The sequence below is a fragment of the Enterococcus sp. DIV1337a genome, assembly GCF_051712285.1.
Taxonomy (GTDB): Bacteria; Bacillota; Bacilli; order Lactobacillales; family Enterococcaceae; genus Enterococcus; species Enterococcus faecalis.
In genome coordinates, this window is sequence record NZ_JBIOOP010000001.1 from 598,089 (window position 1) to 618,241 (window position 20,153).

General features: G+C 36.8%; 17 protein-coding genes and 1 pseudogene. 12 read left to right on the forward strand and 6 right to left on the reverse strand.

From position 1 onward, the window contains the following. The first annotated feature begins 4 nt into the window (after positions 1-4). From IGL49_RS02930 to lepB, 5 genes are all read left to right on the forward strand, one after another. Entirely contained in the window at positions 5-382 is a 378-nt protein-coding gene (locus tag IGL49_RS02930; RefSeq protein ID WP_002355729.1) for a type II toxin-antitoxin system PemK/MazF family toxin, read from the forward strand. 318 nt (positions 383-700) lie between these two features. Beyond that, positions 701-1,396 (forward strand): hypothetical protein, encoded by a 696-nt coding sequence (locus IGL49_RS02935; RefSeq protein ID WP_104854221.1) that lies wholly within the window; start codon positions 701-703, stop codon positions 1,394-1,396. Between the two features lie 24 nt (positions 1,397-1,420). Further along, positions 1,421-2,716: a hypothetical protein gene (locus tag IGL49_RS02940; protein WP_104854220.1), complete on the forward strand. Its 1,296-nt coding sequence runs from the start codon at positions 1,421-1,423 to the stop codon at positions 2,714-2,716. Next, positions 2,697-3,023, forward strand: coding sequence for a hypothetical protein (locus tag IGL49_RS02945; RefSeq protein ID WP_025189176.1), 327 nt, complete (start codon positions 2,697-2,699; stop codon positions 3,021-3,023). The genes IGL49_RS02940 and IGL49_RS02945 overlap by 20 nt, the downstream gene beginning before the upstream one ends. A 57-nt stretch (positions 3,024-3,080) precedes the next feature. After that, the gene (gene lepB / locus IGL49_RS02950; protein ID WP_164982950.1) at positions 3,081-3,830 is read left to right on the forward strand and encodes a signal peptidase I; all 750 of its coding nucleotides are present in this window, start codon (positions 3,081-3,083) and stop codon (positions 3,828-3,830) included. Positions 3,831-3,884: 54 nt separating this feature from the next. On the opposite strand, the gene IGL49_RS02955 is transcribed toward lepB, so the two are convergent. Beyond that, positions 3,885-5,363 (reverse strand): helix-turn-helix domain-containing protein, encoded by a 1,479-nt coding sequence (locus IGL49_RS02955; protein WP_104854219.1) that lies wholly within the window; start codon positions 5,361-5,363, stop codon positions 3,885-3,887. 173 nt (positions 5,364-5,536) lie between these two features. Here IGL49_RS02955 and IGL49_RS02960 point away from each other — a divergent pair, with 173 nt between their 5' ends. From IGL49_RS02960 to IGL49_RS02985, 6 genes and pseudogenes are all read left to right on the forward strand, one after another. Next, positions 5,537-6,289, forward strand: coding sequence for a tyrosine-protein phosphatase (locus IGL49_RS02960; RefSeq protein ID WP_104854218.1), 753 nt, complete (start codon positions 5,537-5,539; stop codon positions 6,287-6,289). A gap of 76 nt (positions 6,290-6,365) precedes the next feature. After that, entirely contained in the window at positions 6,366-6,596 is a 231-nt protein-coding gene (locus IGL49_RS02965) for a hypothetical protein (protein ID WP_002355737.1), read from the forward strand. Positions 6,597-6,716: 120 nt separating this feature from the next. Beyond that, entirely contained in the window at positions 6,717-9,383 is a 2,667-nt protein-coding gene (locus tag IGL49_RS02970) for a YhgE/Pip domain-containing protein (protein WP_104854243.1), read from the forward strand. Positions 9,384-9,604: 221 nt separating this feature from the next. Next, complete coding sequence (locus IGL49_RS02975; protein WP_104854217.1) at positions 9,605-10,774, forward strand: cation diffusion facilitator family transporter; 1,170 nt, start codon at positions 9,605-9,607, stop codon at positions 10,772-10,774. 42 nt (positions 10,775-10,816) lie between these two features. Then, positions 10,817-11,032, forward strand: a pseudogene (locus IGL49_RS02980) (hypothetical protein). An 824-nt stretch (positions 11,033-11,856) separates the two neighbouring features. After that, a complete protein-coding gene (locus tag IGL49_RS02985; RefSeq protein WP_104854215.1) occupies positions 11,857-13,680 on the forward strand; it encodes an APC family permease in 1,824 nt (607 codons plus the stop codon). A gap of 130 nt (positions 13,681-13,810) precedes the next feature. Here the strand turns inward: IGL49_RS02985 and IGL49_RS02990 are convergent, their stop codons facing one another. From IGL49_RS02990 to IGL49_RS03010, 5 genes are all read right to left on the reverse strand, one after another. Next, a complete protein-coding gene (locus tag IGL49_RS02990; protein ID WP_104854214.1) occupies positions 13,811-14,473 on the reverse strand; it encodes an ABC transporter permease in 663 nt (220 codons plus the stop codon). 3 nt (positions 14,474-14,476) lie between these two features. Further along, positions 14,477-15,397, reverse strand: a complete 921-nt coding sequence (locus IGL49_RS02995; protein ID WP_162782652.1) for an osmoprotectant ABC transporter substrate-binding protein — start codon at positions 15,395-15,397, stop codon at positions 14,477-14,479. Positions 15,398-15,399: 2 nt separating this feature from the next. Beyond that, positions 15,400-16,035: an ABC transporter permease gene (locus IGL49_RS03000; protein ID WP_104854212.1), complete on the reverse strand. Its 636-nt coding sequence runs from the start codon at positions 16,033-16,035 to the stop codon at positions 15,400-15,402. Positions 16,036-16,038: 3 nt separating this feature from the next. Beyond that, positions 16,039-17,232: a betaine/proline/choline family ABC transporter ATP-binding protein gene (locus tag IGL49_RS03005; RefSeq protein ID WP_104807319.1), complete on the reverse strand. Its 1,194-nt coding sequence runs from the start codon at positions 17,230-17,232 to the stop codon at positions 16,039-16,041. 628 nt (positions 17,233-17,860) lie between these two features. After that, on the reverse strand, positions 17,861-18,751 hold the full coding sequence (locus IGL49_RS03010) for a ring-cleaving dioxygenase (RefSeq protein ID WP_104854211.1): 891 nt from the start codon (positions 18,749-18,751) through the stop codon (positions 17,861-17,863). A gap of 164 nt (positions 18,752-18,915) precedes the next feature. Between IGL49_RS03010 and queA the strand changes: the two genes are divergently transcribed. Beyond that, positions 18,916-19,947 (forward strand): tRNA preQ1(34) S-adenosylmethionine ribosyltransferase-isomerase QueA, encoded by a 1,032-nt coding sequence (gene queA / locus IGL49_RS03015; RefSeq protein ID WP_002355747.1) that lies wholly within the window; start codon positions 18,916-18,918, stop codon positions 19,945-19,947. The last annotated feature ends 206 nt before the right edge of the window (positions 19,948-20,153 follow it).

Sequence of the window (20,153 nt, forward strand, 5' to 3'; positions counted from 1 at the left end):
CACTATGGTCAAACGCGGAGATATTTATTTTGCAGACCTTTCCCCAGTAGTGGGCTCGGAACAAGGTGGCGTCAGACCTGTCCTTGTTGTCCAAAATAACTTAGGTAATCATTTTAGTCCAACGATTATCGTTGCGGCGATTACAGCCAAAATGGCAAAGCCAAAATTGCCAACACATATCGGGATTAATTCTGATGAAACAGGCATTGAAAAAGATTCAGTGATTCTTTTAGAGCAGATTCGAACAATCGATAAGGGCCGCTTGAAAGAAAAAGTTTGTCATTTGAGACTTGATATTATGGAAGAAGTTGATCGTGCCTTAGGCATCAGTGTTGGACTTAGTAGCGATTCAGCCCCAGCAAAAGCAAATTCAGCTACATAAAGAACGATAGCTACTATGAAATCAACAAAGACTAATTAGATTTTTTAAAAAGCGACTGATTGAATTTGGTTCGCTAAACATAGTTTGAGTAAAAGCGAGAGAGATGGCCAAGTGGCATCTCTCTTTTTTTGTTTTATATTTTAAAAATTAAAATATAAATATAAAATATAAAATTTTATCATAGTATTTTAAATAAAGTTGTTGGCAAGGCTCAAACGGAATGTTACAATCAATACTATATAGAGTTTTTAAAGAGCGTAGCAGGTGATTTTACAAGTTTTGATTGTCGAGTGATGACATAAAGGAGATTATATTTGTATGATGATTGTTGTACTTTTAATGAGTAGTTGCTTATTTTTATTTGTAAGCTATCAATTGTATTTGCGATTACTTGTCGAAAAACTGGATTCAGAGGACCGGACATTAAAGAGGAAAATAAATTTCTATAAGTATCAGAAAAATAGTCGTTTAATGATTTATTTATTGTTTAGTGTTTGTCTACTTAGCGTATTATTGTTAGGAATTGTTTATACATATTATCAATTAAATCAACGAAATATCCGCATGGAACAACGGATTGAGCGTTTGGCACAAGGCCAAGCTACTCAAGGTGACAAAATAAAAAAACAAGCGATTAAAAAAACAGCCTTAAATCAGTTTCCCTGGAAGCAAGCTGTTTCGGCAGAATCGGCCGCTGTCTTGACTAATTATGAATTACAATTAGCGCGTGAATGGCGTCCTTACCTCGGAGAGACGAGTATCACAATGATTAGAAGTGAAAAAACACAAACCTTGACACTGTCTGTTTTTTCAGTTGGCTTAAGTTACCATGAATTTCAAACAGGCCAAGACAATATTGTAGCACTTATTGCAGCGTTGAATTCAGTTAAAGAAATTACCATGATTGATTTTAATTTTACTTATCGAAATCAAGAGCAAACCCTTGTCAAATCCATTGATACGTATGCTCGTGAGACGTTGGAAACAAATTTGGAGCCTGTCGTGATTAGTTAAAAGGACGAGAGAAAGGACATATAGATGACAAAAAGACGTTTAATCAAAAAAATTAAAGATATTTCGGATGATACGCTTGAAAAAGAAGTCTTTTTTCAGCCAGGATTCGAACCAGAAAAAATAATTAGCGGAATCAAACCGGAACAACAGGAAAAAGAAATGGCGACGTTAAGAGAAAGGCTCGCCTACTATCAGAAAAAAGAAACAGCCTTTAAAAAACTTCAAGAAGAAAATGAGCAATTAAAGAACCAACAAGAAACGGAAAAACAAGCATTAGAAGAAAAAAATCAGGCATTACTTGAAACACTAAATCAAAAGGAACATGAAATTTTTGAATTGGAAGAGCAACTGGAAACGAACAGTGAAACCACGACAGAGGCTACCACTCTTCAAACAAATCTGCAAAACGCAGAAAAACAATTAACCACTGTACATAATCAAATGGAACGTTTAGAAAGTGAATTAACGCAGCAAGTGGCAGAATTAGAAAAAGAATTGGCTGAACAGCAACAACATATCCAGACATTACACAACCAGTTAGCAGAAGAAAAAGGAAAGTTGGAGAAAAAAGGAGATATTACAGGAATGGAAAAGCAAGTAGAAACGTTAACGACAGAATTAGAAGAAAGCACAACGACTCAACAAGCATTGCAGGAACAAATTGAAAAACTAACTGTACAATTACAAAAAGTAGAAGCCGAAAAACGAACCTTACAAGAGGCTGCCCAACAAGAAGTGATTGTGAAACAACGCATGGAGGAGTTAAAGAATGAGCTTCAAAATAGTTTACAGCAAAAAAATGAAGCAGAAGTAAAACTAGGTCGACTACAAGGTGTCAATGACAAACATCTTGCTGAAAAGCAAGTTTACGAAGGGGAATTAGCTGCTCTAAGAAAAGAAGTAGAGGCCAAAGAAGACAGTTTAGAACAAGTTCAAAAAGAATTGAAGACACTACAAGCCGTTTCAAAAAATATTGAACCGAGTAGTGAGCAGTTAACAGAACTGCTACGCGCAAAACAGCAAATTAACGATTTATTAATGAAAAATCAGCAATTACAAGAAGAGGCTTTAAAATCGCAACAAGAAATTGGCGAAGTGATGGTTTCTGCCAAAAAAGAAGCCAATCGGATTGTTAATGAAGCGAAAGTAGAAGCAAAACACCTAATCAATTCTGCAGAATTAGAAATGTTAAATATTGGTAATCGAGCGAAAAGTATTTCGAATGAAGTCGAAGCGTCAAAAGTAGAAGTACTTGAGATTTATCGCGAATTAGAGGAACGCTTAACGAAACTGACACGTCTTGAACAAGATAACTATTAATAAAATGGTCAGTAAAAAGTTAACGGGAGCAAGGAAACTACATTGTCTTGGGGTCCTTTTTTTAGCTGTTACACTAAGTGGCTCTGCAGAACGATTACAGGCTGCTGTTGTCTCAAAGAAAGAGCAGTCGCTAAGGCAACCGCTTATCAGGAAAAACATAGTAACAGAGAAGAGCGAATATCTTGTACAAGCAAATCAAAGTATCTGGGAGCTGGCACAAGATGCGCAGAAACCACTGAATCAGTTTATGAAGGAGAACCAGTTACGTAGTAGTTATATAAAAAAAGGAACGCAATTAGTCAAATAGAAAAAAGGAGCAAGAAAGGAAAAGTTTATTTAAGAAGCTTTTCCTTTTAAGAAAACGATGGAAGAATGGATAAAGCCAGTTATGCGAACAATTCGCCACATTAAGCGCGCCTTCTTGAAGCAAAAGTTGCCTGCGACATATCAGCTAAAAAAGCAAAAGACTAACAAAGCAACGGAATATTTACTTGAGCAAACAGATAACCATCAATCAATAAGAGGACCACAAAGAAAAATGACTGCTGAAGAGATTAAAAAAAAGCGGCAAGCCTACCAAAAGAAACAACGCATCCAAGTCGTTAAATTTTTTATGCCAGCTATTCTTTTCGCCATTTTTGTGTTCTTTTTTGTGTTAAAGACATCTAGCTACCCAATTGCTGGGCAATCCATGAAGCCGACACTTAACGCAGGGGAACGAGTCTTAGTACAACGGACGAAGCAAGTAACAAGGTACGATGTGATTGCATTTAAAGCACCGTTGGCTAGCACAGGTACGTACGTCAAGCGAATTATCGGGGTTCCTGGTGATCGAATTTGGGTAAACGAGACAAAACTTTATCTTTCGGAAGAACCTATAGCAAGTGATAATGAGGCATTACCTGAGAATGCCAGTCGTTTTGACTTATCAGAAGAAGCGGCAGCCCAACTTCGCCTGTTTCAGAAGATTCCAGCTGGTCATTACTTTGTCTTAGGGGACAATCGTACGCATTCAAGTGATAGTCGTACGTTCGGCTTTGTCGAGATACAAGCGATTGAAGGAATCGTGGTATTTAAAATGGCGCCGTTTAAGGAAATAGGGAAAGTAAAATAAAAAGCTTAAGTCAGCCATCTGAGAGTAGGGCACTTAAGCTTTTTTTATTAGAGATTATTTGCCCAATAACAATTGAATGATTTTTTCAATTGATTGTAGGTCGTAACGATTACTAATATCTGAAAAAATATAGTAATGGTCATACTGGGCAACGAGCTGTTCATTATTGGTATTCATTAAAAGCAAATCATAATGGTTTTCTGCGTTGTAAGGCTCAATTTTCAGCGGATATTTTCCAGCGATACTCTGTTGTATTTTTTGTGCTACCAACTCGCTATAAGCACTGCTCAGTGAGTGATAAACACCAATCGTTATTTTTTTTTCATTTAATTCAGCAATGTGATTCAAAATAAGTGTATAATTAATTTCAGTAAATTGATTTTGGTACTTAGAAGCAGTGACTTTTGTGGCAAAGTTCGTTGTAGCGATCTCCACTAATTCGTAAACTTCACTTTCGCTAAAAGGATGACGTAAGACTTTCAAAAGTGACTGAATTGTCCAATAATCAAAGGGTAAAATAAATCCTGAAAAATAATAGAGTTGCGCATGTAATTGGAAAAGTAAATTTTCAATATAAAGTAGCCGAATAGGCAGCACGTAATGGGATAAATAACCACGTGCTTTAAGGTACGTTAAAATGACCCGGTTCATTTCGTTAAGATACGTTTTTTCAATTCGTTGTTGTTTTGCTAAACGAAAGGCGAAAGCAGCATTCGCAGAATAGTTATGCATGGAACAAAAAAAGTCATAAAACATATAGGCTTCATTGATTGTATATGGACGGTCGATTCTTTTCATATATGTATGTATAGATAAATTAATTTCTTCAAATAAAGGTCGATCGAGTTGGACATCATGTGGACTAATCGTTGGCAGGGGTTCTAAAACCATGCGACGAAAAGAAATTTTCATCCAAAGTTTAATTTGGAGAATTTCTGTATGGTCAAAGGTAATTCTGGGGATTTCTTGTAATATCTCGATTAATCCTAGGTATTGATTGGCCAGTTCTTTTTCTAAATCTGTTTTTTCTTCAAAGATAAACCAGAAAAAATTAAAAAAGAAAAAGCGAATTTGTTTTTCTTCGCCGATAAGTTTTCCTCGTTTGATACGTAAATTAAACTCATTGAGTAAGTCATTCAATTCAACAATTTTTCGATAATAGGTAGCAGAGCTAATGGCATAATTCTGTTGAAAATACCCGCCATTTATTTTATTTTTATGAAAGAGTTGCTGAACCATGTGAAACTTAATCGATTTATCTAAGAACAACATGATCATTGCTTTCATGGAAAAGGTAGGCGCTTTATTTAGATATAGAGTGTCACCTAATACAGTTAAGGTGAGGTTTTCTTGAAGTTGCTCTTCTTTCAAAAATTGCTCTAAAAAAGAAAGATACTCATTCAATGTTGGTAAACTAATATTGAAAAAATCTACTAATTCATTTCGTGTCGCTTGACCTTTATTATTATATAGGAACAATAAAATATCATTCATATAATCATAAGGCTTTTCTAAAAAATCTCGTTTTAGCATCGTTACTCACCTCTCTTTTAAGAATACTGCATCTATGATAAAATGGCAATAAACAACTGATAAAAAGATTGTTTTTTGAAGTGTTTTTTATTATCATTGAGAAAAAGAAATAAAAAGAAAAAACAAAGTATTTAAATGATAACAAAATAATTAAAATGAAGGAGCGATAGAACATGAACAGCGTGGTGAACTTTAGAGATATTGGAGGATTTCCAACGCAACAAGGCACAGTTGTCAAGACAGGGCATTTTTTTCGGAGTGGTGAACTCGTCAATGTTGCACAAGCGGATCAACAGAAACTGGTAGAGGACTATCAAATTAAACGAATCTATGATTTTAGAAGTGCAGCGGAAACGCAAGAACGACCAGATGATTCAATTCAAGGAACCAACTATCTACATATAGATATTTTGGCCGATATTCAGGCGCAGACTGCTTCATTAGAAGGAATGCTTAAAACGGTTGGTTCACCCGATGAAGCAATGGACATGGCTTATAAAGAAATGGTTCTTTCCAATTCGGGGCGCAAAGGTTACCAAACATTTTTTGAAAACTTTTTAAGTTATCCACAGGAAGCTATTTTATTTCATTGTTTCGCAGGAAAAGATCGAACAGGAATCGGCGCAGCCTTGATATTAAGTGCTTTAGGTGTGGAACATTCTTATATTTTAGAAGATTATTTAAAGACGAATGAGCAAAGAAAAGCTGCTAACGAGCAAATTATTGCACAATACCAAGCAAACGGAACCTCTTCAGCAGAAATTCAACAATTAGAAACGCTGCTTTATGTGAAAAAAGAGTACTTAGCGACCGCTTTACAAGCGATTGAAAAAGAATTTGGTTCGGTAGAGGGCTATTTAAAAGAGGGACTCGGTTTACCTTTATCTGCCAAAAAAGACATGCTAAGTCTGTACACAAAATCGTAGATCCTAAAAAAGGACTATCCTTTCTAAAAAAGAAGTTTTATAATAGAGAAGAATCTGTTTGTAAGGAGGGATAGGAATGAAAGAAGGACAAGAACAATTCTTAACGTTCATACTAGATCGAACAAAAGAAGATAAAAAAGAAAAGATGCAAGCGCTACTTGCAGAAATGTTTGAACGCCAACAAACAGGCAAATTAGATAAAATGTACTTGATGACAAAAGCACCAAAACTTTTGGCTTATTTAAAACCAGAAGCCATTGATGAAGTTAAACAAGTCGTTTCGGAATTTTCTAAAAACATGAAATAAACAATCTTAGCTTGAACTTGCGACATTTTAAAAATGTGTCGTAACATTCAAGCTTTTGTTTGTTATTCTCTTGTATTTTATGCTAAAGTTATTCAGGCACAAAAAAAAGCAGGTGATTTTATGAAACATATAAAAAATACATGGGAACTATTTATTTTAGATTGGAAAAGAATTTTTAAAAACCCAGTGGCAACATTTTTGATTGTTGCCTTGATGATTATTCCATCATTATATGCATGGTTTAACATTAAAGCACTATGGGATCCGTATTCAAATACCGGAGAGCTACCAATAGCGGTTTATAGTGATGATCAAACAGCAACCTTTCAAGATAAATCAGTCAATATTGGTGATGAAGTCTTGAAAAACTTGAAGAAAAACAAGCAGTTAGGTTGGCGTTTTGTTGATTCGAAAAAGGAATTAGACAAAGGGGTCCAATCAGGAAAATATTTTGCCGGGATTTATTTACCTAAAGATTTTTCCAAAGATTTGCTAAGTTTTACTTCTGGAGATATCAATAAACCTAAAATTGAATACTCAATCAATGAAAAAATTAATGCAATTGCACCAAAAATTACGTCAAAAGGCGCTTCTTCCATTCAGTCACAAATTTCGGGAGAATTCATTAAAACGGCAAGTAGTACATTAATCAAAACATTCAATGATATTGGCTATGATATTGATAAAAATATGGTCAGCATTCAAAAAGTTAAGAGCATGATTTTAGATACAGATGCCAACATTGGAACCATTGACACGTACGCGAAACAAGTCACAGACTTACATGGTAAGATGCCTGAGCTAAAAGAAAAATTAGCGAAAGCCAACGATGCGATGAAATATTTACCTGAAGTTGATGCTTTAGGAGAGAAGATTGTTGAGCTAAATGGCAAAATGCCAACCATCAAAGAACAAGCCAGTGTTATTTTGACCTTACAAGAAAAGATTCCAGAAATTCAAAATGCTGGCCGACAAATTGCCATGATTGATGAAGATTTTGCCTCTGTGGAAAAAACAATGAGCGAAGGAATCCAAGAAGCAAAACAAGGATTAGAAATCATTCAACAAGTCCAAACGGCGTTACCAGATATTCGTAAATTAGGTGATCAGGCCAATGATTTAGGGAATGTCACATTAGATGGCGCCAATAAATTGCAAGAGGCTTTACCTGGAATTACTCAAAGTGTGGGGACGATTTTAAAAGCAATTGGAACAATTAGCGCTGGTGTAAATACAGCACTAGAAGATTTAAAAAATCATCGTTTACCAGTTGAAGAAAGAGAAGCAATTAAGCAACAACTGTCTGAAAGCTTAGGAAAACAACATGAAAATATTCAACAGCTGATTCAATTGTTTACGCAAATACAAGAAGCCACAGGTAACACAGCCTTGCAAGATACGATAAATAGATTGAATACGATTGATGGTATTGTAGTTAGATTAAAAACTGATGTTGATAACATTGATGTGAATGCGGTAACTGATGCAGATTTAAATGCTATTCAAGCAGAAGCTCAACAAGTAGAAGCAACCGTCAATAGTATTAACCCTAATGCGATTGAAAACACAGTAAAAACGATTTTAGACAAATTAATTGCTACCATCCAAAACGCTCAAGGACAACTAAACAAAGCACAACAAATTGACTTTGAAGGGTTATTGAGTTCAACAAGTCAAACGGTCACTAATGCGATTTCTTTATTAGAAAAATATCAAGCTGAAATGCCAGCAATTAAACAAGAAATTCATGATGCGAATACGATGTTGAATGGCAATATGGAAACAATTGTCAATGGCATTAATCGTGGCGCTGATTTGTATAAAAACGAATTACCGGTTATTCAAGACAAAGTCAGCCAAGCGGCAGCCTTTATGCAAAATGACTATCCTGGTATCCGAAAAGATTTAACGAATACCTTGAAAACAGTCAATGAGAAAATGCCAGATGTTGAAGCGGCCTTAGACAAAGCCAACGAGCTAATTATTAATGATTGGCCAAATATCAAAACAGGGTTACACAAAGCAGCGAATGCAATCCGTAAAGGTGAAAAAGAAGTTGACTTAGGCGAAATTCTTAAATTACTAAAATTAGATGCCAATAAAGAAAGTGACTTCTTTACACAACCAGTCGAAGTCAAAGAACATGCTGTTTATCCGATTGCAAATAATGGTTCGGCAAGTACGCCATTCTATACAGCTTTGTGTTTATGGGTTGGTGCTGTGTTATTCTCAAGTGTTGCGACAACAGATGTTTATCTTGAAGGTAAAGATAAAAAACGCTTCTCTAAACGGGAACAATTTTCAGCACGGATGTTTACCTTCATTGTCATGGGGATTGGTCAAGCGCTGATTGTAACCTTAGGTAATTACTTTGCGTTAGGCGTAGATGTTCGTAATCCAGCGTATAGTGTTTGGTTTGCTGTATTGATTGCCATTACGTTTATGATAATGGTTTATGTGCTCGTTGCTCTCTTTGGCAATGTAGGGAAAGGAATTGCGATAATAATCTTGGTGCTATCCATCTCTGGTGGGGGTGGGAACTACCCAATTCAAGTTTCAGGTAAATTCTTCCAAATGATTAATCCGTTCTTGCCGTTTACGCATGCCGTAAACTTGCTAAGGGAATCAGCAGGGGGCATATACTGGCCAAATGCTTGGTTTGCAATTTGGATTATGGTGGGGATTTCAGTCGTCTTTAGTATTGGCGGCGCAATTCTTTATCCACATTTGGAACACAGATCGAAAAAATTTGCGGCTTTAGCACAAAAGAGCCATTTATTCCATTAAGAAAATAAAAAGCTGAAAACGTCTCTAGCGTTTTCGGCTTTTTGTTTTTCTTTATTTTCAAGGCAACCCTAACAAAGAAGTTTTTGGGGCTCTTGCTTTTGACTTTTTGGCAATGCTAAATAATAAAATCTCCCTCAGAAAGTGAGGTTTTTTGTGTACAAATACATAAAAAGGTTTTATAGTATTTTTTTAAGAAATAAAAAGTGGGTAGGGGTTGTAAAATGATTCAAGCATTGCTTCAACGATATGAGAAAAAAATTGAACGTCGTAAATTGGACAAACGAACAGCATTCGGTGCTTTTGCCGGTCGGATTGGGCTTGTTTCTAATTTATTTTTATTCGTTAGTAAATTTATGATTGGCTTGCTTTCAGGTAGTGTTTCAATCATGGCAGATGCCATTAATAGCTTGTCCGATACTATTTCTTCTGTTTTAACAGTAGTTGGTTTTTATATTGCTGGTAAGCCAGCGGATAAAGAACATCCCTATGGCCATGAACGTTTTGAATATATTAGTGGAATGCTTGTATCATTAGTGATTACGTTTATTGGGTTTGAGTTTCTAACGACCTCCGTGGAGCGCATCCTGCATCCAGAATTAATCAAGGTGACCCCCATTTTATTTGCTGTTTTAGCTTTATCAATTGGGATTAAAATTTGGCAAGGGTTGTTTTACAAAAAAGTATCAGCAAAAATTGATTCTCAAGCATTAGTTGCTTCTGCTAAGGATAGCTTTAATGATGTTTATACTACATTAGCTGTTTTGGTTTCTGCATTCATTGAAGGCGTTACTGGTTTGCGAATTGATGGATATATTGGTTTTTTAATTGCCGCATATATTATTTATAGTGGGTTGCAGTTAATTCGTGAATTTATTAATGAGTTGATGGGCATGCGTCCAAGCCAAACGGAGATTGATGAAATGAAAAATGTCTTATCAAAAATAGAAACAATTGTGGGGTATCACGATTTACTGATTCATAATTATGGTCCCAGCCAAACTTTTGCGTCTGTTCACATTGAAATTGATGATCGCTGGGATTTAAATAAAGCCCATCAGACAATCGATGCGATTGAAGCGAAGTTTAAAGAAGAGTTGGATGTTAATCTTGTTTGTCATATTGATCCAGTGAATTTGTATGACCCAACACAACAATTTGTTCATCAAACCATCAAAAAGATTATTCGTTCTTTTGATGCGTCTTTAAAAGTCCATGATATCCGTTTAGTTACCCATGGTGAAGAACCGAAGATTTTGTTCGACTTGGTTTTGCCTACAGAATCAAAATTATCTGAATTTGAACTGGGTGTGGAAATTCAGCGGCAAGTTTATGAAAAAATTGGTCGTTATAAAGTGGAAATTACCTTCGATCATACGTACTTGTTACAATAAAAGGGAATAATTAACTAAGTTTTCAAAGAGGTCGGAACAGAAGTGTTTAACTCCGAGAACCACGTAGGTACCGTTCAACACTCCCAAAGGCTCAAATACATCGAGTAATCGCAGATGTCATCTATTTGCTTTGCAAATAGTGTTTCTCAGCACTTAAAAAGGCTAAACTATGACGAATGCTCACATAAGAAAGCCAATACGAAGGAATTTCCGAAAATTGTCATAAAACACAACGAGGTACGAGTTGATGTTGCATGATACCACTACACTCCGTTTCGTTCGCATCAATTTCTACGCATGGAACATGCTAGAGTTGAAGGACCCGGTGTTCTATAATTTTTGGAGACCAGGTAGGTATTGTTCTTCACTTTCAAAGGACAAATTGCGACGAGTAACCGCAGGAGCACTTGTAAGGATTGAACTGCGACGAGTAACCGTAGGAGCACTTGTAAGGATTGAACTGCGACGAGTAACCGCAGGAGCACTTTCCAAGTTTTCTGTGATTCTCAACACTTGGAAGGATTAAGATACGCCGAACACTTGTGTGAGAAAGTCAATTTCGGCTTATTGTTTTCTCGCCAAAGGCTCGTCACAGTTTTATCCTTGTAAGTTTCGAAGGACCTTCACCAAGTAGGTACGATGATTTCATCTGTTCATGCTTCACAGTGAAACACCGCAACTCTTAGAGCTGTAGCTCTTTTGTAGGCTGTACTGTGACGAGACGCATGTCGAGAAAACACCTTAGAAGTTGTTGAGGTCGAAGCAAAGCGTAGTGTTGCTTCTGTTCCCGTCGTTTATCAGTTTTTGAGCGTAGAGCAAAAATCCAAAGTGATTTTTGGCCCGCGCTCATTTTTTTGATTAGAGAATGCAAATCCTTTTGTTATCTGGAGTCTCTTGATAAGATAAAGGAAGCGGGGGACTGTAAATGAGTGTCTGATTAAAAAAAGATGGTGATTTTTTTATCTTTTTCAGTAACAAAAATCAATTGACTTTTCATTGTGAGAAGCGTAGCATATGGATTTGTTTGATAAAAATAATGAAAAAAGTGAGCGGGTCACTCTAAAGAAAAGGAGTCGAAAAAAATGGCAGATTTAAAACGACTGTTCATTGGGAAACCATTGAAATCAGCCGAAAATGATGAACATAAATTAAGCAGATTTGCAGCGCTTGCGTTGTTATCTTCTGATGCACTTTCATCCATTGCGTATGGTACAGAACAAATAGTGGTGGTTCTGGTTACTTTGTCGGCGGCTGCGATTTGGTATTCATTGCCAATTGCTGCATTTGTTATTATTTTACTTATTTCTTTAACATTGTCGTACCGACAAATTATTCATGCTTATCCGCATGGCGGCGGCGCATACGTTGTTAGTAGTGAAAACCTCGGCAGAAATGCAGGTTTATTGGCTGGTGGTTCGTTGTTAGTCGATTATATGCTAACAGTAGCCGTTTCAGTTTCAGCGGGCGCAGAGGCGATTATATCGGCAATTCCGGCGCTGTATGGTCACCAAGTAGCAATTTCTATTGGGATTGTGATATTGATTACCTTAATGAACTTGAGAGGCCTGAGAGAATCTGCTTCGTTCTTAATGTTGCCAGTGTATAGTTTTATCGCAATTATTACCTTACTGATTGTTGTTGGGCTATTTAAAATTGTGACTGGCGCACAGCCGTTGAATGCGACAGCTATACCAGGAGCCGTGGTTCCAGGAATTTCTATTGCCTTGGTTTTACGGGCTTTTTCATCTGGTTCTTCTTCCTTAACAGGGGTTGAAGCCATCAGTAATGCAGTGCCATTCTTTAAAAAACCACGAGCAAAAAATGCTGCCGGGACGTTAGCGTTAATGGCAACGATTTTAGGGTTCTTCTTCGTGGGGATTACGTTTATTAACTATTGGTATGGGGTTGTGCCAAAAGAAGAAGTGACAGTTCTTTCACAAATTGGGAAAGCGGTCTTTGGTCAAAATATTTTATATTACTTACTACAGTTTGCGACAGCCTTAATTTTGGCAGTTGCCGCTAATACAGGATTCTCAGCCTTTCCCGTTTTGGCTTATAACTTAGCCAAAGATAAGTTTATGCCGCATATGTATATGGATCGTGGTGATCGTTTAGGGTATTCAAATGGTATATTAACTTTAGCTGCTGGTTCCATTGTTTTATTATTGATTTTCCAAGGTTCAACAGAACGTTTAATTCCATTGTATTCGATTGGTGTGTTTATCCCGTTTGCATTGTCTCAATCGGGGATGGTTGTCAAATGGCGAAAAGAAACTAAAAATTGGTTGCCAAAATCAATTGCTAATATTGTTGGCGCCTTTATCTCTTTCGCGATTATCGCCATTTTATTTATTTATCGATTAGGGGACATTTGGCCGTTCTTTATTATTATGCCGGTGTTGATTTACGCATTTTATCGGGTCAATACTCACTATAAAAACGTAGCGGAACAGCTGCGTTTAGAAGATGGGGCACAGTTGCATGAGTTTGATGGGAATACAGTCATTGTTTTAGTGGGGAACGTAACCAAAGCCAATGTCGGCGCCTTAAATTATGCGCGGTCCATTGGCGATTATGTCGTTGCCATGCATGTCTCAATGGATGAAAATGTTGAGAAGGAAAAAGAAATTCAGGAAGAGTTTAAAAAACACTTCCCAGATGTTCGTCTATCAATTGTCCATTCTTCGTATCGTTCACTGCAAAACCCTATCTTACGTTATGTTGATTTGGTTAGTAAAAATGCAACGAAGCATAATTACAGTACAACTGTTTTAGTACCACAATTTGTACCGAATAAACGTTGGCAAAATATTTTGCATAACCAAACAAGTTTACGCTTGCGGATTCGTTTAGCTTGGCGGGAAAATATTATTGTGGCCACGTATAGTTATCACTTGAAAAAATAAATAAAAAAATCTGTCATCAAAAGATGGCAGATTTTTTTATTGACGTAATTGTTTTTGATAAATTTACCTCCTAGATAAAAAGAGCAGCGCCCATTGAAAAGAAACAATGTTGGAGCTGCTCTTTATTTTTTTAATTCGAGTGTTTGCTAGCTGGGTCTAAACGACGTTCGATAATCCCTAGCACCCAATCTGTGATAATCGCCATAAAGGCGGTTGGTAAGGCACCAACTAAAATGATAGAAGCGCCGTTTGTGGCATTGGTTCCACGAATAATAATATCCCCTAAACCACCAGCACCAACGAAAGCACCAATCGCAGTAATCCCGATTGCGACGACTAATGCATTTCGAATACCAGCCATGATTACTGAAACAGATAAAGGTAATTCGACCATATAAAGAAGTTGTACTTTTGTCATACCCATTCCTTTACCAACATCTAAAATATTGCGATCCACTTGAATCATACCAGTGTACGTATTTTTGATAATTGGTAGGAGAGAATAAAGGAAGACCGTCACAACAACTGTGTTGACGCCTAAGCCCATCCCCAACATTAAAATCGAAAGCATTGCCAAAGCTGGCACTGTTTGGATGATGTTCGCTAAACGGATAATCCAGTTGGCTAAGCTACGTTTACGTGAAATCATAATCCCGATAGGAATCCCGACAATTGCAGCAAAGATTACGCCATAAATCGAAATTAAAAAGTGACGTAAAAATTGTTGAAAGACGTAGTCGCCATTTTGTTGGAAATAGTAGATAAATTGTTGGAATAAATTCATATTATTCATCTGTTACTCCCCCTCAAAATAGTTATTTTCTTTTAAGAAACGTTCGGCCACGACAGCAGGCTCAATTAAATCGTTATCTGCTTGATAGTTCAATTCTTGCATTTTTTTAGTAGAAATTTTACCATCTAAGCGATTTAAGACATCTTTGATTTCCGGCGTTTCTTTTAATAATTTGTCACTGACCACAGGAGCGGCATCATAAGGCGGGAAGAAGCGTTTGTCATCTTTTAACATGACTAAATCGTAACTACCAATCCGACCATCTGTTGAGTAACCTAAGATAACATCCATTTTTCCAGCGTTGACTGCGTCGTACACCAAGCCGATTTGCATTGGTAAAATAGATTTAAATTGGAAGTTGTATTCCTTCTTAAAGCCTTCGTAACCGTCGCCTTCACGTGTAATCCACGCAGTATCGACACCAGCAACTAATTTGTCCGCGACTTTCCCTAAATCACTGACTGTTTTTAAGTTGTATTTCTCAGCCGTTTCTTTTGTAACTAAGAATACATAAGTATTTTCAAATCCATATGAAGGGAACCAAGTTTGTTGATAACGTTTTTCAAATTCTGATTGAACTAGGTTAAACGCTTTTTTAGGGTCTTTTTCCGCTGGTAAGCCAAGCGTAGTGGTCACGTCAGTTCCAGTATAACGAGCTGCAGAAATTGAGGCATCTCCGTTTAACATTGCTTGGTGATTGATGGTAGTAGTGGCTAAGTTGTTAATCACATTTGTTTTTTTATCTGTGTAGTGCTCAACCATGCCCGCTACAATGCTCCCTAAAATTTGCGCTTCTGAAGTAATCCCACCAGTAATAGCAACAGTATTATCATCAGAAGTTGAAGCGAGACCAGGTAAAGAACAACCTGCCAATAAAAGTAAACTGCTTAAGAAGAGTAAGCTTAACTTGAGTTTCTTTTTCATCATTATTCGCCCTCCCTTAAAGCTTTTGGCGTTAAACGATTTTCTAATAATCCAAGAAGAACATCTGCTAAAAGCGCTAAAATAGTTACTGGAATAGTCCCACCAAAGATTAATTCTGGCTGATAGTTATTTAATCCACTGAAAATCATATCACCAAGACCACCTGCTCCAATATAAGAAGCTAGTGTAGCCCAAGCAATGACATAGACAGCAGCTAAACGAATGCCGGCCATAATTGTTGGCATGGCAATAGGTAATTCAACACTAAAAATAGATTGTAAATTGGTCATGCCCATACCTTTAGCAACATCTCGATAATTTTCATCGACATTTTTCATTCCGATATACGTGTTTCTTAAAATAGGTAGAAGGGAATAGATGAATAGCGCGATAATAGCGGGTGTTTTGCCGACACCAAAAATTGGAATCATCAGAGCTAATAAAGCCAACGAAGGAACCGTTTGTAAGGCACTTGTTAAACCAATGACAATATTGGCCACTTTGGGCAAACGTGTTAACCAAACGCCAACGGGCACAGCGACAGCGACCCCTAATAAAAGTGCAAAGAATGAAATATAAATATGTTCAATACTTTTTGAAATCATTTCTGATCCATATTCTTGAAAGAAGCTACTCATTGCTTACGCCTCCTCTTTATCAGTTTCGGACTCGCTTTGTTTTGCTTCTACAGCTTCACTAATCGTTGTTTCATCGCCCCAGATAACATCATAAACAATGTCAACAAGGGAAGCACGTGTTAAGATGCCCACCACGCGTTTTTGTTCATCAACAACTGGCACATATTTTAAGCCACGTTTTAAGATTCTTTGTAAAGCATCACGTAAAAGAGCGGTTTTTTGAACAAAGAAGACATCTTTATTTAAGATATCACCGACACTAGAAGCTTTGCCACGTTGCTGATCTAATGTTTCAACATCGATAAAACCTTTAAGTACATGGGAATTATCGACCACTAATAAAGTATCAACCCGTTTTTCACGCATCAATTTAATCGCTTCTTGTAAGGATTTTTCTGGCGTGATAGTAATGGCTGAATTTAACATGACTTCATCAACGGTGGTGAAATCAGGTTTGGCTTGTAATAGGCGATCTTCTCCGATGAGTTCTTCCACAAATTCATTGGCTGGATGACGTAAAATATTATCTGGTGTGTCAAATTGAATCACTTTGCCTTCACTCATAATGGCAATTTTATTCGCTAATTTCAACGCTTCATCCATATCATGAGTAACAAAGACAATAGTTTTTCCTAAACGTTCTTGCAAATCTTTCACTAAATCTTGTAATGAATCACGGGTGATGGGATCTAAAGCACCAAAAGGTTCATCCATTAGAATAATATCTTGATTGGCAGCTAAAGCCCGCACGACACCGATTCTTTGTTGTTGCCCACCAGAAAGTTCATTGGGATAGCGGTCCAACATTTCTCGTGGTAACTCAACCAAATCAATCATTTTTTCGGCTATCTTGTTGCGTTCTTCCACAGGAACTTTCAATAATTTAGGCACTAAAACGATATTTTCACGAATGGTCATGTGAGGCATCAAGCCGATATTTTGAATGACATAGCCAATTTGGCGTCGTAGCTCTACAGGATTGATTTTTTGAATATCTTGGCCATCAATTAAAATTTTTCCTTTCGAAGGGTCGGTCATGCGGTTAAGCATCCGCATTGATGTCGTTTTTCCACTACCACTTGTTCCGATGAAGCAGATAAATTCGCCCTTATTGAAAGACAAATTAATGTCATCAACGGCGACTTTTCCGCCTTTATAAAATTTTGATACATGCTGAAATTCTATCAACTTACTCACCTCAACTAAATATTTTGAAAATGTATCTTATTACTAGTATGCTATAAAAATGCGATTTCGACAAATGTAATCTATTTTTAATGGGAAAAACAAGGCGGTAAAATTTTTTTATTTCGTTCATAAAAAAAGAAAAGACAACTATTGTTTAGTAAAAGTTGTCTGAATGAAACAAGATGTTAAAAAGAGTATTCTGAAAAGGGGAAAAAGCCGCTATAACAAAGAAAAACGTCCTTTTTAGCAAGTTGACGGGAGCTGGATTTTTCATTAGAATAGAAAGAGAACAAGGGAATAAAATAAAAAAAGGCGCTTCATGATTTAGCGGCAACTAAATCACGAAGCCTTGAATAGTCACCTGTGCAAGTGGACCATCAAGTTGCCCGTTCAATCAATGGAAACCATTGATCACTTTTATTTTACTGAATTTTTGAAAAAATTACCAGTTTTTTTAAGAAGTAAGAAGTGAAAGAACGAAGGATGCTTTTTATGGAATGTGCAATGACGTTCAGAAAAATCTGAAGGTCGTTTTTTTTATTCTCTTGTTCAAACATTCAAACATAGGGGAAGAGAGACGGGCGTAATTTTGTCACCGATTATTACGTCCGTCTTTCGCTGTTTTCTAAAGCGTTGGTTACCTGTCTTCATAGAGGTTGGCTTCAATTGCAGCCCGTTTTGGTTCTAAAAAAGGCGGTAAAGCTAATGTTTCCCCTAAATGTTCTAGAGGCTCATCCAATGTAAAGCCAGGAGCCAAAGTAGCAAATTCAACCCGATTCCCGCCTGGTTCACGAATGTATAAACTTTTAAAATATCCACGACTTACATACATTTCAATCTCCCAGCCTTGTGCTAAAGCGCGAGTGTGTAGTTCTTGTAATGCTTCATCATCAGCCACAGAAAAAGCAATATGGTCCATACTGCCGCGCCCCATTCGGCTTGTTTTATCCGATGTTGTTTGATGAACAGAAAAGCTTTCCGTCTCACTTAGAATAATCGTATTGCCAACTGCCTGCCAACCAAGAAATGTTTCAAAAAAGGCCAAGGTTTTTTCAGAATCTGGCACATGAAATTCAGTAGAGGCCAAACCGATAATTTGAACCGCTGCTGGAATTTCGTTAGAAACAACGAGTGTTTCTTTTAATGGATTTTCAGGAACTTCTGTCAGGATAATATGCGTATCATCCGGATCACTGAAATGTAAGCTCTTTTCTTTTTTGTTAAATGGGATTTTATTTTCTGTTAAACGTTGTTCCCAAAAGGAAAGGCTATTTTGGGGAATTTTTAAGCCAATCGTGGCTAAATAATTTTTTTCTTCATAGCGGTTGCCTAATAAGGGCACGATAAAAAAAGTTACTAAGCTTCCCGGTGTTCCTTGATAATCGCCATAAAAATAATGAGGCATGCGATTGTTGTCTTGATTGACGGTATTTTTGACAAAACGTAAGCCTAACAATTTTGTATAGAATGACTGATTTTCTTGACCATGACGTGCTAATAGTGAAACATGATGAAATTGAGCATGCATTTTTGTTCCTCCTCTAAATAACTATGTACACTTACTTAAAGTAAGTATAGTGCTTCTAGCATTTTTTGACAACTATTTAGTTTGATTCAGAAGGCTGACATAGCCAGAAACAAGAAAAAGTGTTAGAATAACCAAGATAAAAACTAGTAGAAAGAGTGACGGAAATGCTAAGTACAGAAGATTTTGATTTTGATTTACCAGAAGAATTAATTGCTCAAACCCCATTAAAAGATCGCGCTAGTTCACGATTATTAGTTGTAAATAAAGAAACAGGGGACATGGAGGATAAACATTTTCATGACATTCTTGATGAATTACAGCCTGGGGATGCCTTAGTCATGAATAATACACGGGTGCTACCGGCCCGTTTATATGGAGAAAAACCTGAAACAGGCGGTCATTTGGAAGTGTTACTTTTAACAAATACAGAAGGCGATACATGGGAAACCTTGATTAAACCTGCGAAACGTGCAAAAGTCGGCACAGAAATTCAATTTGGTGATGGTCGTCTCAAAGCAGTGGTTAAAGAAGAGTTGGAACATGGTGGTCGAATCATTGAATTTAAATATGATGGCATTTTCTTAGAAATTTTAGAATCATTAGGAGAAATGCCACTGCCGCCGTATATTAAAGAACGTTTAGATGACCCAGATCGTTATCAAACAGTTTATGCTGAAGAAAATGGCTCAGCTGCAGCGCCAACAGCGGGTTTGCATTTTACAAAAGAACTATTAGAAGAGATCAAAGCAAAAGGTGTTCATCTCGTTTATTTAACTTTACACGTCGGTTTAGGCACATTCCGTCCTGTGAGTGTCGATAATATAGAAGAACATCATATGCATAGCGAATTCTATCGTTTAACTGAAGAAGCGGCTAAGCAATTAAATGAAGTACGCCAAGCAGGCGGTCGGATTGTTGCGGTTGGAACAACCTCTATTCGTACATTGGAAACAATTGGCACAAAATTTAATGGTGAAATCCAGGCTGACAGTGGCTGGACTGATATTTTTATCACACCAGGGTATCAATTTAAAGTCGTAGAGGCTTTTTCAACGAACTTCCATTTACCAAAATCTACGTTAGTGATGCTTGTGAGTGCCTTTGCAGGAAAAGACTTAACATTGGCTGCTTATCAACATGCAATTGAAGAAAAATATCGTTTCTTTAGTTTTGGCGATGCGATGTTTATTAAATAAGCGACACTTTGTGAGCAGAATACTTGGGATTGAAACAAAAATATATTATGATAAACACGTGATTTTTGGAATCACAGTAAAGGTGTGCTTTATTTTTTCTTCCCCTGTAAATAATAAAGTTAGAAACCCAAACGCTACTAGGACAAAAGTGCTTAGTAGACAATCTTAGAATAAAAAGAACGGCGCAACCACGGTTGCGCCGTTCT